This is a genomic window from Bacillus sp. FSL H7-0578 (assembly GCF_038630855.1).
GTDB classification, from domain to species: Bacteria; Bacillota; Bacilli; order Bacillales; family Bacillaceae; genus Bacillus; species Bacillus safensis.
On the sequence record NZ_CP152045.1, the window covers coordinates 3628521 to 3646137 of the forward strand.

A 17617-nucleotide genomic window follows, 5' to 3' on the forward strand; every position below is an offset into this window, starting at 1 on the left:
ATCAATAAAAAAGTGAAAAACATTGACTATAGTCAAAATTACCATGTTGATATTTTGTGCAAACCAGCGCATTTCAATAGAAAAGACTCTGTAACATCAATTGTTATAGAGTCTTTCGTTATCGCTAATGATTTTGTATCCGTCATCGTTCAATTTTTGTTAATCTATCGTTTTCTTAACCCCATAATTCACTTTTTGCCCAATGTCTTGTAAAGAATCGTTTTGATAACCAATAGATAACACCAAATCTGGAATGGAATCAAACCCGTTTTTCGCTAGATCAAATAGCTGTGCTCCGTAATGTGAAGCGGCAATGCGCGCATTTTCTGCTGTATATGGATTTTTAAGAAGTTCTTCTTTGTATAGATCAAAAATATTCGTTCCGTTATCCGTTACAAATTGACCATTTACAATGCTTAAATCCTTTAAATTGTAGCCTGTGACCGTTTTGATTTGATTAACAAGATGGAACTTGGCCAGAGAATCCGGTGTGAATTGAGTAGAATCATCATTTCTGCTTTTCATGATATGGAAAAATAATTCTCTAGTATTGTTGGTTGTATTTAATAAGTCTTCTATTTGTTTCATCAGCGTTTCGTCTTTTGAACCACTTACCACCAATTTAAAATTGTTCGGGTCAATGGTAAAAGTGAGATTTGTGTTTTTAGGAAGGGATATCCCGTTTTTAGAGAATAAATCTTGTAATTGTTCGTTGACCTTTTGACGATTGAATATTTTTTTCTCTACGCTTTCTTGGGTTGGATCGTACCGTTTTTCATTACGGAAGATGGCATCATTGAAGTCATATTGTCCACCTTTATTATTCCTTGCCCAACTCATTTCCATAATGTAAGCAGCTTCTCTTTCCGGTTTTGTTAGATCACTTCTGAAATAAGAAGAGTAAGGGTTTCTATACTTATTATATATATGGTCTTGAGGATCATTGAAACGTTTATTTTGTTCATTTATTTTTTCGTATTTTTCATCTAATATTTTCATCCGTCTATCAGATTCGGTCATCACCTCATTTGTACTTTTAATAGTTGATTGGTCTTTAGAGCCTATTCGGTTCTGATTGTTTGAAGCTGCCGTGTATGACGTATTAATATTCATTTTGATTCTCCTTTTTTAAAAAATTAGTGATTATTAAATATATCGGCATTTCAGTTAAAATTTGTTAGTTTTGATCCGATATAGTAATTATTACAAGGAGGGTTAAAATATGACAAATACTATCTTCAAACGTTTTTTATTACCTGCATTGGCATTCGTGCTTGTTACTAGTTTTTTTGCACCTCATTCAGCGGAAGCGGCTATCACGGGGAATAACAGTCCTAACACAGCCAGCTCAATGGGATATTGGAAAAATAGTCGTTCAGATACAACAATCTTACCTGAAGGTGAAAATGAAGCGTATTATCAGTTCACGATCAATAAAGGTGAAAGGGTTTATGTAAGAAGTTCGTATAATAAGCAATATACAGGGATGAAAATCGAAGTGTATAATTCGAAAAACTCTAGGACAGGGTCCGAAGTTATTAATCCTGATTCAATAACGCCATTTATTTTTGCCAACACTGGTGAAGTTACTTCAACTTCAGAAACTTATTTTGTGAAAGTGACCCGTGGTACATATACGGGAAATATGTATTTTACTGTCTCCATCCAAGATCGTATCAAATCTGGGAATGGGACATTCAATTTTACGGGGACTGCTACTAACTTGGGGAATTCTTCTTTAAATTTTTTAGGAGTTGATTCTTCAGTCATTACAATGGATTTAACTAATAATTCCACAGTTCCTAAACGTGCTGTCGTTAAATCGATTTCAACAACTAGTACCCAATCGCCTAACCAAGGAAATGTCACACACAAACTGATGGCTGATGAAAACAAGATTTGGAACGAATCCGTTTTTTCATCTGCAACAAGTGGTTCTTACCGTATTTCTCTGGAAGATCAATTAAGAGTGGCTCAAAAATGGAGCTTTAAGTACAACGCAAAGGCTACTGCGAGATCTACTATGAGCAATGTCAAAGCCGATATTCGTTACGAATATGATGTCACAGATGGATTCTAATTGAATGGTGTTTACAGACATGTACACCAATTGATCAAAAAGTAAGGGGACATCCCTTACTTTTTTCATTTCCGCATTTTTGATGCTATATGATATTTGGCCAACTTTAAAACAGCACCGTCCTTTCATAAGAAATACGCTGCTCTTAAAAAGTGAAAGTGTTAATGGTGGTTTTGCTTGAGGGCGTGTTGAAAGAGGAGGATGGTGATCATATCGGTGGCCCGCTGGTATAAATCCCATTGTTCATAGGCCGCAAATGTCATCCGTATATCATGTAATGATTGCTTCATTTCATGATATTCTTCCACTGTAAACGTATTTTTCAGTTTGAACTGATGTTCAAGCAGTTTTAGCCTTAGCTTTCCTAATGGAGTTTTCATTCTGCCTACATTCCCTTCGATCTTGTCTTCCTTAGAAAATTGTATATGAATTTACGCATGAGATTGAATAAGTTGTGAGATATGCTCACCAGCTTTTCGAAAAATTCTCCTCTTTTTTCCTAAAAATACAAGAAGGTCTATAGACTTATTTTTCCTCAAAATGATTTCAAGAAGAAAAACCTATATATATTCCTGAATCAAACAGAAGAAAATGGTAAATATCCCGTGACGGTCAAGGTCTTTTGGCATTTCTCCTCTTTTTAAATGACTCAGTCCGGCATTCCCTATTTCCATTCATTTGGTAGTTATTTAGTCCTTTATTTTCCGAAAATTTAGATCAAATTATCAATTACACCACTTAATGAACATTTGACTTCATAATTGATAACCATTATCATTTGATTTGCTTGCGTGATAATTGAGAATCATTTTCATTTGAAGGGACCATTCTTCAATCTCTACACTCATCCTATATCCGCAAGCCTGCTTTTATCAGCATATGAGAGTCAATTTGAGGAAGGGGATTTTTTACACATGTCCAAACGCCCTGAAGGAATGGGTACTGAGGATTCTCTTTTCGGAGAAAGCCGTCCTTTTTTTATACCTGGGACGGAGCAACTGGATATCACAGCACACCCATACAGACTTTTTATATTTAAACCGACTACTACTCCTCCAGCGGCTGGTTTTCCAGTCATGTACGTGCTTGATGGGAATTCACTTTTTGGCACAATGGTCGAAGCCATTCGTTTACAGTCAAGAAGACCCGAAAAAACAGGTGTTGTACCTGCCATCATTGTTGGAATTGGCTATCAGACAGAAGCGCCCTATCATCCGCTCAGGCATTATGATCTCACTCTAACCGGCCCTGACGCTTCCATTGGTGGCAAAAGAAAGGATTTCTCCACCCATACATATGGCGGCGCCTCTGCGTTCTTTTCTTTTTTAGAAAAGATTGTAAAGCCTTATATCGAGCAGCGCTTTCCGATCAACCAGAGTCGTCAAACACTATTTGGGCACTCTCTTGGCGGTCTTTTTGTATTACACACACTATTTGAGCACCCTGATGCTTATCAAACATATATTGCAGGCAGTCCTTCTATCCACTGGAACAAAAAATTATTTCTAGAAAAAGAACACCAATTTACCAGCCATATACGTCAGATGCCTATGGATGTCAGGCTGCTTGTAGGTGTAGGTGAGTTAGAAAAACATCATCCGTGTCAAATGAATGATCATGCAAATTCACTAGCAAATCGTATGCTGCCCTTATCCCCATATGGCTTGCATACAGCCTATCACGAATTCCCTAAAGAAGGACATACGTCCGTTTTACCGGTGCTGATGAATGACGCTTTTCGATTTGCACTCTATCATGATGATCCTTTCACAACCACAGACATGAAGGAAAGGCAGTGAACACATGAAACACAGTGGTCTATCTCAAAAAGTTGTCCTTATCACAGGCGCAGGACAGGGTATTGGACAAGCAGTCGCAAAAAGACTAGCCGAAGAAGGTGCGATTATTGCAGCAGTTGACGTAAAAGAAGATCAGCTGCAAAGCACCGTCCAGCAAATGAAGGATGAGGGCATACGTGCCTTTGCCTATCCAGGTAACATTACCGATCAAGCATCTGTTCAGCACATTGTCGATCAAATTGAAAAGCAGCTTGGCCCCATTTATTTACTGGTCAATGTAGCAGGCATTCTTCGAATGGGTTCTATTGACCAGCTTAGTGCAGATGACTGGCAACAAACTTTCGCAGTCAACACACATGGTGTCTTTTACGTATCTCAAGCTGTCTCCAAATACATGATGAAAAGATCAGAAGGAGTCATTGTGACCGTCAGCTCTAACGCAGGTGCCATTCCTAGAATGAATATGGCTGCCTATGCCGCTTCAAAAGCAGCAGCCACTTCATTTACAAAAACGCTTGGATTAGAACTGGCTGCCTATGGAATCAGGTGCAACGTCGTCTCTCCTGGGTCTACCGCAACACCTATGCAATGGGCTTTATGGCCTGATAAACAAGGAGAAAATCAGGTGATTAAAGGTTCACTAGAGACGTATAAAACCGGTATTCCTTTACAAAAAATCGCTGATCCTCAAAATATCGCTGATGCAGTCATTTTCTTTGCATCTGAGCAATCCAGTCATATTACGATGCAGAATCTCACGATCGATGGCGGCGCAACACTCGGAATCTAGCATTTCATTTAAAAGGAGGCCTTTTCATGAAACATTCATTATTGTCGTCCGAAGAAAAAGTACAATTGCTTCAAGACTATCAGCCAGGCGCTTTTTTTCTTGCTTCACCTAAACGCACGATACTTGCCGAAGGGATTTTCCAGCATATTGAAACCAATCAGCTAAATGAACTATCCACAAGGGTAGCGCACGTATTTGAAGATGCCAAACAAGCTGGAATTCAAACACCGATTGTGGCTGGTGCTGTCCCATTTGATCCGGCGCAGCCCGTTCGTTTAAATGTACCAGTCCATGTACAGTTTAGTGATCCACTCGAATTTCAACAAGGTGATGAGGAGTCAGAAGCGGCATCGCCATCCTATGAGGTGACACCTGTCCCTTCTCCTGAAGTCTACATGAATGGTGTGAACGAAGGGTTAGCTAAAATTGAAAAAGGAGAGCTTAGCAAAATCGTCATTTCTCGATCTCTCCATCTCAAATCAAATCAAGACATTCCTACGAAAACAATACTCGAACGACTGGCTCGTCATAATACGACTGGCTATACGTTTGCTGCAAATGTAGCTGATCCGAAGGCTTCCCAAAAGCGCACACTTCTTGGGGCAAGCCCTGAGCTGCTCCTTTCTAAAACCGGTTCATCTGTGATTTCCAATCCACTCGCTGGTTCCCGGCCGCGCAGTTCAGATCCAGTAGAAGACCAGCGCCGCCGCGATGAACTCCTTACCTCAGCGAAGGATTTACACGAGCACGCAGTGGTTGTTGAAGCTGTCACTAAAGCGCTTACTCCATACTGTCATACACTAGATGTGCCTGCATCACCATCCGTCATTCAAACAGAAACGATGTGGCATTTATCTACTGTGGTCAAAGGTGACTTAATAGATTCCAGTGTGTCCTCAATTGATTTGGCACTTAGCCTTCATCCAACACCCGCAGTATGCGGCACACCTACAGCAGATGCACGTGAAGCCATTCAAGCGATTGAACCCTTCGATCGAGGATTTTTCACAGGAATGATCGGTTGGGCAGATACAAATGGTGATGGTGATTGGATTGTCACCATTCGTTGTGCAGAAGCTGAGGGTCACTCCCTACGTCTCTTTGCTGGTGCAGGAGTGGTCAAAGGATCAAAGGCAGAAGAAGAGCTAGCTGAAACATCTGCAAAATTCAACACGATGCTTCATGCAATGGGCATCCATCAGTGATAAAAATACATAGGAGATGACAAAAACATGTTTGTTCAACCACCTACATGGCCAGAAGAATTTGCAAAACGCTACCGTGAAAACGGCTGTTGGCGTGGGGAAACCTTTGGCGGTATGCTTCGTGAACGCGCCGCATCGCTAGGAAATAAAACAGCCATTACATACGCTGATACGCACATAAGCTACCAAGAACTTGATCAGCGCGTCAGCAGTCTTGCTGCCGGTTTTCATCAGCTTGGAATTCAGAAAGGAAGTCGAGTTGTCGTACAGCTTCCTAACATTCCTGCTTTTTTTGAAGTCATTTTCGCTTTATTTCGAATCGGTGCTTTACCCGTCTTCTCGCTGCCATCTCATAGAAGCAGTGAAATCACTTATTTTATTGAGTTTGCCGAAGCAGACGCATATGTCATACCAGATATCGATGGCGGCTTTGATTATCGATCACTCGCACGTCAAGTGAAAGAAAAGCTTCCCTCATTACCTCATGTCATTGTTGCAGGGGAAGCTGAGGAATTCCTTGACTTGGATGATCTGCGCAAGGACCCAGCACTCGATCCTCAAATTCATGTAGAGGCAAGCGATATTGCGTTTCTTCAGTTATCTGGAGGCAGCACAGGCCTTTCTAAGCTGATTCCTCGTACACATGATGACTATATTTATAGTCTTTGGAAAAGCAATGAAGTGTGCGAGCTCACACAAGATAGTGTGTATCTAGCTGCACTTCCGGTTGCGCACAACTATCCATTAAGCTCGCCTGGCGTCCTTGGGACGTTATACGCAGGCGGAAGAGTCGTTCTTGCACCTGGATCAAGCCCTGATGTCGTCTTTCCACTCATTGAAAAAGAACGGGCGACCATTACCGCTGTCGTTCCACCTATCGCATTGATTTGGCTAGAGGCCGCTCCTCATCGGTCAGATGACTTATCGAGTCTTGAAGTCTTACAAGTCGGTGGTGCTAAATTCAGTGCTGAGGCAGCAAAACGAGTGATGCCTACACTTGGATGTAAGTTACAGCAAGTTTTTGGCATGGCAGAAGGTCTGGTCAACTATACCAGATTAGATGATCCTGAACATGTCATTATTCATACACAAGGACGCCCAATGTCTGAATATGATGAGGTACTAGTGGTAGATGATGAGGACAAGCCCGTCCCGCATGAAGTGGCTGGACATCTTTTAACAAGAGGACCTTATACGATTCGCGGCTACTATAAAGCCGATGAACAAAACAAAAAAGCATTTACACCCGATGGCTTTTACAGAACAGGTGACATCGTGCGATTAACCAAAGAAGGCAATGTTGTTGTAGAAGGCAGAGACAAGGATCAAATCAATCGTGGCGGCGAAAAAGTTGCCGCTGAAGAAGTTGAAAACCATTTACTTGCGCATCCTGACATTCATGATGCCGCCATGGTGTCTATGCCAGATCCATTTCTTGGCGAACGCTCATGTGCCTTTGTTATCGCGAAAGGAAACAACAAACCAACACCGCACATCTTAAAATCATTTCTAAGAGAACGCGGGCTCGCAGCCTTTAAAATTCCCGACCGCATTGAATGGATCGATGCGTTCCCACAAACAGGTGTAGGCAAAGTCAGTAAAAAGGCATTAAGAGAATTAGCTGCAACCCATACTGCCAACGTATAAAAAAGAGGAGTGAAAACCATGGCAATCCCTACTATTCCTGCATATCCAATGCCAAGCACACAAGATTTACCCGAAAATAAAGTGAACTGGATACCAGATCCGAAACGTGCTGTTCTGCTGATACATGACATGCAGCAATATTTTTTAAATGCATTTCAACAAGATACATCACCGATTACAGAGTTAGTGCAGCATATTCAACAATTACGTGATACATGCAATGAACTTGGAATCCCCGTCGTCTATACAGCGCAACCTGGTGACCAAGACCCGAAGGATCGTGCCTTATTAACAGATTTTTGGGGACCTGGACTTGGTGATGATGAAGCATTGACAAAAATCATTGATCAGCTTGCTCCATCTGAGGCAGATACAATGCTGACAAAATGGCGTTATAGCGCATTCAAGAAATCTAATTTTTTGGATATCCTTCAAGAAGGCGGGCGTGATCAACTAATCATTACTGGCGTATATGCACATATTGGCTGTATGCTGACAGCCGCAGAAGCATTCATGCTCGATATTGAAACCTTTTTTGTCGCCGATGCCGTCGCTGACTTTTCACTGAAACATCACAAAATGGCCATGACCTATGCAGCTGAACGCTGTGCAGTCACCACAACGACAAACCAAATCATCAGTCGTTTAACAGGACAAGAAACAAACAGTGATGATTTATCCTTTGAGGCCATCGTTCACCAAGTAGCTGAGTATCTCCAAATCGAGCCAAATGAAATACCACTTGATGAGAATCTCGTCTACCTTGGGCTTGATTCTATTAGAATGATGAGCCTAGCGGAAAAGTGGAGGCAGCAAGGATCGACAGTCAATTTCGTTGAGCTTGCCGCAAATCCAACGCTCGCTCATTGGCGGACTCTTCTTTTCCCAGAAAAACAGCCATCTATCCCAAATATCGATTACTTGTAAAGGAGGAATAGACCCTTGTCGATCCAGTCAGTCGATTCATTCCCGCTAACCGGTGCCCAATCAGGCATTTGGTACGCGCAGCAGCTTGATCCAGCTAATCCTATTTTCAATACAGCTGAGTATATAGAGATTAAAGGTCCTATTGATCCCATACATTTTGAAGCCGCCATTAGAAAGACTGTCTTAGAAGCAGATTCCTTGTATATGCGCTTCATTGAAGATACTGACGGTCCAAAGCAATGGATGACATCTAAGAAAGAAATCCCATTTCAATATGTCAATTTACAAAATGAAAAACAGCCGATTGATGCGGCTAAAGCATGGATGAAGGCAGATCTTTCAACACCAGTCTCTTTAGAGAAAGATGTATTATTCCGTGAAGTACTTTTTCAGCTTGCTGACGACCGATTTATCTGGTATCAGCGCATTCATCACATTGCCATTGATGGATTCGCCTTTTCGCTCATTGCGCGTCGTGTTGCTGAGGTCTATTCAGCCTTATCGCAAGGGACACCTGTGCCTCCTCAAACATTTGGAGCCTTACATGACGTAGTTCAAGAGGAGTCCACTTATCGACAGTCCAATCGATATGAAGCTGATCGAGCGTTTTGGAAAAATCGCTTTGCTGATCAACCTGAAGTTGTCAGCCTTGCTGAGCTTGCACCAAGAACGTCGGATCATTTTATTCGAAAAACGGCTGGCTTCGTTGCCGAAAAGGTAAGCAAAATGAAAAGAAATGCTCAAGCCTTCGGTGGTACGTGGCATGAAATGATCCTTGCTGCATCCGCTTTATATATGCATCGTATGACTGGTGCACATGATATTGTTTTAGGATTACCTGTGATGATGCGCCTTGGATCGTGCGCCTTACAAACACCCGGAATGGTCATGAACCTGGTACCGCTTCGTTTAACATGCAAACCAGAAATGACGCTATCAGCACTTGTTCGCCAAGTATCTGAGGAACTAAAAGCCATTCGCCCTCATCAAAGATATCGTCACGAGGACATGCGGAGAGACTTTAAACTCATCGGAAGAAATCAGCGATTATTTGGCCCACAGATCAATATCATGCCATTTGATTATGATCTCATGTTCGATCAGAGCATGGGTCAAGCACATAACCTCTCAGCAGGACCCGTGGATGATATATCGATCAACATATACGACCGCGCGGATGGGAACGGATTTCAAATCGACTTTGATGCAAACCCTGCCGTTTACAAAGAGCAAACAGTTGACGCTCATCAGCAGCGTTTTCTTCAATTGCTGGAGGAAATAACCGGACTAGAGCAAGATCAAACGATCAGTCAATTCAACCTTCTTTTGTCTGAAGAGAAAGAGAACATCCTCAAGCACTGGAATGATACAAAACGAGAATTACCAAAGGAATCTTTACGGGAACTATTTGAAAAACAAGAGAGCAAAACACCACAAGCAAAAGCATTACAGTTTGAAGGAATTACTTTGACCTATGAGGAGTTGAATAAGCGGGCTAATCAATTAGCTCATTATTTGAAAAAACATGACATTGGACCAGAACAATTTGTCGCAATTGCTCTGCCTCGGTCCATCAATATGGTCGTAAGTCTATTAGCCGTCGTCAAAACGGGAGCCGCATATCTGCCACTAGACCCTGATTATCCTAACGATCGTGTCGCCTATATGCTAGAAGATGCCAAACCAGCGTGCTTGCTCACAGTCAAAGAGACAGCAGACGGTTTGGACCATCCGCACATCGTTCAGTTGGATGATTCAACTGTTCATCAGGAGATAGCAGACAGTCCGCACATCAATCCGGCTTGGAGCGAGGGCTCTCCACATCACCCAGCTTACATCCTCTACACGTCAGGATCGACAGGCAAACCAAAGGGTGTTGTTGTAACAAAACGAAATGTGATCAACTTTATATTGTCTATGCAAGATTCATTCTTATTAAATCAAGAAGACCAGCTTTTAGCGGTAACGACCATTGCCTTTGATATTTCCGGGCTGGAAATGTTCCTCCCGCTTTTACATGGGGCTGCTATTTTATTGGCAAAGAAAGAAACCATACAAGAACCAGCAAAGCTTTCAGACATGATTCGTTCTCATCATGTCACAATCATGCAGGCAACGCCAACGTTGTGGCATGCGTTGGCAGATGAATACCCTGATGTGATCACAGGTATGCGTGTTCTTGTTGGAGGTGAAGCACTCCCTGCCTCCCTTTTGCACACATTGCAATCTCTTCAATGTGACATTACTAATTTGTACGGACCTACAGAAACGACCATCTGGTCTACGATGGAAAATGTCACAGCACATCGAGAAAATAGTGGACCGGCAATTGGTAAACCCATTTGGAATACGAGCATTTACATTTTAGATGAAGGACTAAACCCAGTCCCAGCAGGATCAATCGGTGAGCTTTATATTGCAGGTGAAGGAGTATCCAGAGGATATCTTGGGCGATATGATTTAACGGCTGAACGCTTTGTCGCTGATCCATTCGGCACAAAAGGCACGAGAATGTATCGTACTGGTGATTTAGCCAGATGGCGTGAAGATGGTTCAATTGATTATATCAGCCGTGCCGATCATCAAATTAAAATCCGCGGCTTCCGTATTGAACTAGGTGAAATTGAAACAGTGATGATGCAGCATCAAGCCATAAAGCATACATCTGTTATCGTTCGTGAGGATCAACCTGGGCAGCAGCTGCTTTGTGCGTATGTTGTGCTGACAGACGGGTCTTCTCTGCACCCTTCAGAGCTCAGGCAGTTTGCGGCTGCATTACTTCCTGACTACATGGTGCCCTCTGCTGTTGTCGTTTTGCCAGAACTTCCACTTACACCAAACGGCAAAATCGACCGCAAAGCATTACCAGCACCAAATATGTCTTTAGTTAGTTCTGAGCGTACACCTAGAACACCACAAGAAGACATGTTATGTAGTTTATTTGCAGAAACCCTTGGCCTATCTCAAATTGGCATAGATGATAGTTTCTTTGACTTAGGAGGACATTCCTTACTCGCCGCTCGCCTGCTTCGACGTATACGCGATACACTTGGTGCAGACCTAAGTATGAGTACCATTTTTGAATCACCTCGAGTTGCTGAGCTTGCGCAGCACATTGACAAAGCGAAGGACATTCGGCCGCCGCTTCAGGTTGAAGACAAACCAGATGAAATTCCATTATCCTTTGCCCAGAAACGGCTCTGGTTCCTTCATTGCCTTGAAGGGCCAAGTCCAACTTACAATATTCCACTTGTCATTCAGCTGACAGGTACACTAGATCAAACAGCTCTCATTGGTGCTTTGGCAGATATCACTGAAAAACATGAAACCCTTAGAACCATTTTTCCAGATAAGAACGGCATGCCAAGACAGGTCATTTTACACCCCAAAAGTGTTCAGCCTGAACTCCATGTCACAGCTTCAAGCGATCAACAAATTGAGAATCAGTTAAACGAAGCCATTCGCTATAGCTTTCAGATTGAAGAAGAACCTGCACTTCGAGCTGAATTATTCACGCTTGATGCAAAGCGTTCCGTACTGCTTCTATTGCTGCATCACATCGCTGGTGACGGCTGGTCACTTGCACCATTGACACGAGACTTAGCTGCTGCTTACGAAGCCCGTATACAAGGAAAATCCATCTCCTTGCCAGCAGAACCTGTTCAATATGCTGACTATGCTATTTGGCAGCAGAAGCTGTTGGGCAGTGAAGAAAAGGCGGATAGTCTATTTGCCAAGCAGCTCAGCTATTGGAAAGGTGCCTTACATGACCTGCCTGAAGAACTTGAACTGCCTTATGACTTCCCGCGTCCACAGGAAGGAAGCTTCAACGGTGCGACGATAGACTTTACGATTGAACCCGCTTTACATCAGAACCTCCTTGAGCTTGCAAAGCAGCATCAAGTGAGTTTGTTCATGGTGCTTCAAGCATCACTTGCAGCATTACTGACACGCCTTGGGGCCGGTACAGATATCCCAATCGGCAGTCCAATTGCTGGACGGAATGACGATGCTCTTGACGATATTGTGGGATTATTTGTGAACACACTAGTATTACGCACAAATACAGCTGGTAATCCAACCTTTAGTGAGCTTTTGAAGCGAGTGAGAGACGTTGACTTAGCAGCCTATGAGCATCAGGATCTGCCATTTGAAAGACTAGTCGAAATTCTAAATCCAACCAGGTCCAGATCACGAAATCCATTGTTCCAGGTCATGCTAGCCTTCCAAAATACACCGAAGGCGGAAATGAAGCTGACACAACTTGACTCAGATCTTTACGTGAAACCAGTAGGGTCAGCTAAATTTGATCTGACCATCGAATTGGCAGAACAAAGAACGGAAACTGGGTCAGCAGCGGGATTAACAGGATTGTTTGAATTCAGCACAGATGTATTTAAACAAAGCACCATTCGAGCAATCGCTGACAGAATGAAGCGCTTTTTAACAGAGGTAGCTGAGCGCCCGCATCTGCCGATTGGTCAAGTGAACATTTTATCAGATAAAGAGCGGCAAACATTTCTCCCTGACAAAAAGACATTTGCTCAGTTAGACCAAGCACATAGTCTCCCGGCCTTATTTGAAAAAACGGCGCAGCAATCCCCTGATCGAGTCGCAGTAACGGATGGCAAGAGGCAGCTTACCTATGAAGAGTTAAATAACAAAGCCAATCGTCTTGCTCATTTATTAATAAAAAAAGGCGTTGGACCAGAACAGTTCGTTGCACTTGCCCTGCCTAGATCAATCGATATGCTCATAAGCTTATTAGCCGTTCATAAAGCAGGTGCAGCCTATGTTCCGCTTGATCCTGATTATCCAGCAGACAGGCTGGCATACATGATACAAGATGCCAAACCCGTTTGCAGCATCACAACAAAAGCAGATGCAATGCACCTCCCTGCTGATTGCGATTTGATTTTGTTAGACGAAAAGGAAACGAGCGATCAATTGCTGACTACGCCAAATCACAATCCGGCTGATATAGACAGAATTAAGCCGCTATCTTCTCTGCATCCGGCCTATATTATTTATACATCCGGTTCTACAGGGAAACCAAAAGGAGTGGTCATCCCACACCAAAATGTCATCCGTCTTCTGACATCTACTGAACATTGGTTCCAATTTGATGAAGAAGATGTTTGGACAATGTTCCATTCATATGCCTTTGATTTTTCAGTATGGGAAATATGGGGACCACTTTTATATGGCGGCCGGCTTGTCATTGTACCTCATACCATCTCTCGCTCCCCAGAAGAGATGCTGCAGCTTCTAGTTGAGGAAGGCGTGACTGTACTTAATCAAACACCTTCGGCCTTCTATCAGCTCATGCAGATAGACAAGGAACAACAAACATTAGGCCAAGCATTATCACTCCGCTATGTCATCTTTGGCGGTGAGGCATTAGAGCTTAGCAGATTAGAAGATTGGTACAGCCGTCACTTAGACTGTAAGCCAAAGCTCATTAACATGTACGGCATTACAGAAACCACCGTACACGTTACGTACAATGAACTCAATCAAGACATGATCACAAAGAACTCCAGCAGTTTAATAGGCGAACCGATTCCTGATTTACACGTGTACGTACTAGATGAATACTTGCAGCCTGTTCCCCCTGGAACGACAGGTGAAATGTATGTAGCTGGAGCTGGCCTTGCAAGAGGTTATCTAGGCAGACCTGACCTGACATCAGATCGATTCCCTGCCGATCCTTATGGCGCACCTGGCACAAGGATGTATCGCACAGGCGACCTTGCGCGCTTGACAGAAGAAGGGGCTCTTGATTACATTGGCAGAGCTGATCATCAAATTAAAATACGCGGCTTCCGCATTGAACTTGGAGAAATCGAAGCCGTTCTGGCACGCCACGATGCAGTTGCACAAGTTGCCGTCATGATGCGAGAGGATCAGCCTGGCGACAAACGCCTAGTCGCCTATATCGTCCCAACTGAAGAAAACCGTTTCGATACAGAGACCCTTCGTCATTTTGCAGCAGCCAGTCTTCCTGATTACATGGTGCCCGCGGCATATGTACAGATTGACGCCATGCCGCTTACAGCAAACGGGAAGCTTGATCAAAAATCACTGCCAGCACCTCAATTGCATATGCAGCAAGCAGATGGCCGCGGCCCTAGAAATCCGAAAGAGGAAATCCTATGTCATCTCTTTGAAGAGGTGCTTGATTTGCCTAAAATCAGCATAGACGATCGCTTTTTTGACATTGGCGGACACTCACTGCTTGCAGTTCGTTTAATCAGCCGCATTCGTGATGCACTTGGTGTCAAACTAAGCATTGGAACATTGTTTGAAGCACCAAATGTGGCAAGTTTGGCAGAGAAACTAGAAACAGGAAGCGATGAAAATGCACTAGACATCTTGCTGCCGCTGCGAACAAATGGAGAAAGATATCCTCTTTTCTGTGTTCACCCAGCAGGTGGTCTTAGCTGGTGCTATGCAGGTCTCTTGAATACATTAGAAAAAGACATCCCTATTTATGGATTACAGGCTCGAGGAATCGCAAGAAAAGATGACTACCCGCACACACTAGATGATATGGCTGCGGATTACATCAAGCACATCCAAACGATTCAGCCAAAAGGCCCTTATCATCTTCTTGGCTGGTCACTAGGCGGAAACGTTGTTCAGGCTATGGCTACACAGCTCCAGCAGCAAGGTGAAGAAATCGCACTCGTTGCGATGCTGGATGCCTATCCGAACCATTTCTTACCGATTAAAGCAGCACCTGATGAAGAAGAAGCACTAATCGCTCTTCTTGCGCTTGGCGGTTATGATCCAGATACCTTAACAGGTGAACCGCTCACAATGAAAAGTGCCATCGACATCTTGAAAAAAGATGGCAGTGCACTAGCTAGCTTAAATGAAGATGCCATTAGAAATCTAAAAGAAACCTATGTGAATTCAGTTCGATTGCTCGGAGAATATCAGCCAAAAACTTATCAGGGGGACATATTATTCTTTAGATCTACCATTATCCCAGATTGGTTTACACCAATTGATCCCGAAGCATGGGCACCTTATATCAACGGAACTATTGAACAGCACGACATTCATTGCCGGCACAAAGACATGTGCCAGCCTAAACCCCTAGCAGAAATTGGTGTCATCTTAGACAACGCACTGCATCGAGTTAAACAAAAGCACTAAGAATAAAGGAGAGATGACAAATGACAAATCCCTTTGATCGTGAAGACGGTGTATTTCTTGTGCTGGTCAATGAACAAGGACAGCATTCACTTTGGCCATCATTTGCACCAGTGCCAGATGGATGGGAAAAGGTCTTTGGTGAAGACACTAGAAATGCCTGCATCGATTATATCCAGACACACTGGCAGGACTTGCGGCCATTAAGCTTAACAAAAGAACCTGCGCTAGCACATGGAAAAACGGAATAAATCACCGCACCCTGATCTCCATCAGGGTGCTTTTTTGACAGAATAAACATCACTATCTTTCAGCTCTTTCTGCTACAATTTAATTGAGAATGTTTATCAATCAATAAGAGATCAGGTGGTTTTATGGGAAACAACAATCAATTACGTACATTGGCAAATGCCGAACAATTCATCTACCGATTAACATATACTGAAAAAATAAATAATGCAGAGCTTCCACATACAGAGCAGCAGCTATCAGATACATTCTGCCTCCTCTTCAGCATAAGCGGCAGCGGTTTACTCACATTGAACGATCAAAAATGGCGATTGAAACATCTGACACTCTATACAATCATGCCTGGGGAAACATTTATGTTAAAAACAGAGCCTTATCAAAAACACGAGCTCTATCTGTTTCGCTTTCAGCTCTACACGCTGCAAAATCAAAACATAGGAGAAGTATCAACGGAACATGCCCGTTCTTTACTGAATAAATGGCAATTTATCGATATTAGCTCGATTGAACATATTCATTCTTTATTATCCGATATGACAGAGGAATGGCAAAGACCTGAATCCATTAGCTTTTTTAGAAGCCAAACTCTTTTTCAGCAGCTCATTATGCAGCTTTTCACACTGCATAAAGAAGATATTTGTGACACGGCACATGCCCTTTTCAAAACAAAACAATATATCGATCAACATTCCGAAGAACCCCTCAGCCTGACAAGTCTATCTCATATGGCTGGCATCAGCGCCAATCATTACAGCGAGCTATTTAAAAAGCATTTTGATGTGAGTGTCACTGATTATATCACCAAAAAAAGGATGGCTAGAGCCAAACAATTAATGGCAAAAGGCAACGCAAAGCTCAAAGACATTGCACTGGAAATCGGCTATCAAGATCCGTATTACTTCAGCCGCATCTTTAAGAAAAAAACGGGCATAACCCCTTCAACTTATATGAAAAGCCGTCAGCGGAAAATTGCAGCCTATGGCCATTCCATACTCGGCCAGCTCACACCCATTCATATCATCCCATATGCTGCCCCTCTTCACCCTAAGTGGACAGCACATGATTTTGAGCATCATGCAGAAGAAATTCCGATTCACCTGAGTGCACATCGGATCAACGAGCACGCTGAAGCCAATTTACAGCTATTAAAAGAAACAAAACCTGAGCTGATCATTGCCAATGATCATGTGACAGAGGAAGAAAAACAAGTGTTAAAAACCATCTGTCCTGTTCACTTTGTTCCATTCACACAATTAGATTGGCGCACTCAATTCAAACAAACAGCTACGTTCCTAAATGAAGCGAACGAAGCAGAAGAATGGCTGATTCATTACGAGGAACTCGTCATTCAAGCGAAAAAGGCATGCCTTTTTGATCATCCACCAAAAACCGTCCTGCCTCTTCGTATCTTTCAAGATCAGCTCTATTTGTCTGTGAATCGCACCATGTCAGAAGTAATTTTTCAAGATATTGGCCTTCTGCCAGCTTTTCAGAATGACGGCCAGCTAATAGAAAAGAAAATCAGCATTCGCTCTATACAACAGCTAGATCCAGACGCCATCTTCCTCTTCCTGCATAAGGAGCCAAAAACCATTGCTTTTTATCAAAAATTAAAACAGCAGGAGTCTTGGCAAAATCTCAAGGCTGTGACGCAGCAAGCCGTCTATCCGCTCACTTCTGACCCTTGGCGTGAATACACAGCAGCCAGTCATCAACGAGTCATTCAGGACCTTTTATCTTTTTTTCCGTAAAAAGTCCA

Annotated in this window: 11 protein-coding genes; 9 read left to right on the top strand and 2 right to left on the bottom strand. The window is 42.9% G+C overall.

The window, feature by feature from the left end; all coding sequences use genetic code 11:
- Positions 1–159 precede the first annotated feature (159 nt).
- The gene (locus tag MHB41_RS18655) at positions 160–1113 is read right to left on the bottom strand and encodes a DUF4885 family protein (RefSeq protein ID WP_217008628.1); all 954 of its coding nucleotides are present in this window, start codon (positions 1111–1113) and stop codon (positions 160–162) included.
- A gap of 109 nt (positions 1114–1222) precedes the next feature.
- Between MHB41_RS18655 and MHB41_RS18660 the strand changes: the two genes are divergently transcribed.
- Entirely contained in the window at positions 1223–2080 is an 858-nt protein-coding gene (locus tag MHB41_RS18660) for a hypothetical protein (RefSeq protein WP_217008627.1), read from the top strand.
- A 161-nt stretch (positions 2081–2241) separates the two neighbouring features.
- Here MHB41_RS18660 and MHB41_RS18665 read toward each other — a convergent pair whose 3' ends face one another.
- Positions 2242–2460 carry a hypothetical protein gene (locus MHB41_RS18665; protein WP_034283605.1) on the bottom strand — a complete coding sequence of 73 codons (219 nt, stop codon included), beginning with the start codon at positions 2458–2460 and terminating at the stop codon, positions 2242–2244.
- 534 nt (positions 2461–2994) lie between these two features.
- On the opposite strand from MHB41_RS18665, the gene MHB41_RS18670 reads away from it, so the two are divergent.
- The 8 genes from MHB41_RS18670 to MHB41_RS18705 all read left to right on the top strand — a co-directional run bounded on the left by MHB41_RS18670 (position 2995) and on the right by MHB41_RS18705 (position 17609).
- Positions 2995–3879, top strand: a complete 885-nt coding sequence (locus MHB41_RS18670) for an alpha/beta hydrolase-fold protein (protein ID WP_034283606.1) — start codon at positions 2995–2997, stop codon at positions 3877–3879.
- A gap of 4 nt (positions 3880–3883) precedes the next feature.
- Positions 3884–4669 (top strand): 2,3-dihydro-2,3-dihydroxybenzoate dehydrogenase, encoded by a 786-nt coding sequence (locus MHB41_RS18675; protein ID WP_217008626.1) that lies wholly within the window; start codon positions 3884–3886, stop codon positions 4667–4669.
- 26 nt (positions 4670–4695) lie between these two features.
- The gene (gene dhbC / locus MHB41_RS18680; RefSeq protein ID WP_217008625.1) at positions 4696–5874 is read left to right on the top strand and encodes an isochorismate synthase DhbC; all 1179 of its coding nucleotides are present in this window, start codon (positions 4696–4698) and stop codon (positions 5872–5874) included.
- 27 nt (positions 5875–5901) lie between these two features.
- Positions 5902–7521 (top strand): (2,3-dihydroxybenzoyl)adenylate synthase, encoded by a 1620-nt coding sequence (locus tag MHB41_RS18685; protein WP_217008624.1) that lies wholly within the window; start codon positions 5902–5904, stop codon positions 7519–7521.
- Positions 7522–7539: 18 nt separating this feature from the next.
- Positions 7540–8448 (top strand): isochorismatase family protein, encoded by a 909-nt coding sequence (locus MHB41_RS18690; protein WP_061110344.1) that lies wholly within the window; start codon positions 7540–7542, stop codon positions 8446–8448.
- A 15-nt stretch (positions 8449–8463) separates the two neighbouring features.
- The gene (locus MHB41_RS18695) at positions 8464–15612 is read left to right on the top strand and encodes a non-ribosomal peptide synthetase (RefSeq protein ID WP_061110345.1); all 7149 of its coding nucleotides are present in this window, start codon (positions 8464–8466) and stop codon (positions 15610–15612) included.
- A gap of 20 nt (positions 15613–15632) precedes the next feature.
- On the top strand, positions 15633–15860 hold the full coding sequence (locus MHB41_RS18700; protein WP_025093680.1) for an MbtH family protein: 228 nt from the start codon (positions 15633–15635) through the stop codon (positions 15858–15860).
- Between the two features lie 123 nt (positions 15861–15983).
- Positions 15984–17609, top strand: coding sequence for a helix-turn-helix domain-containing protein (locus tag MHB41_RS18705; RefSeq protein WP_254001524.1), 1626 nt, complete (start codon positions 15984–15986; stop codon positions 17607–17609).
- Positions 17610–17617 lie beyond the last annotated feature (8 nt).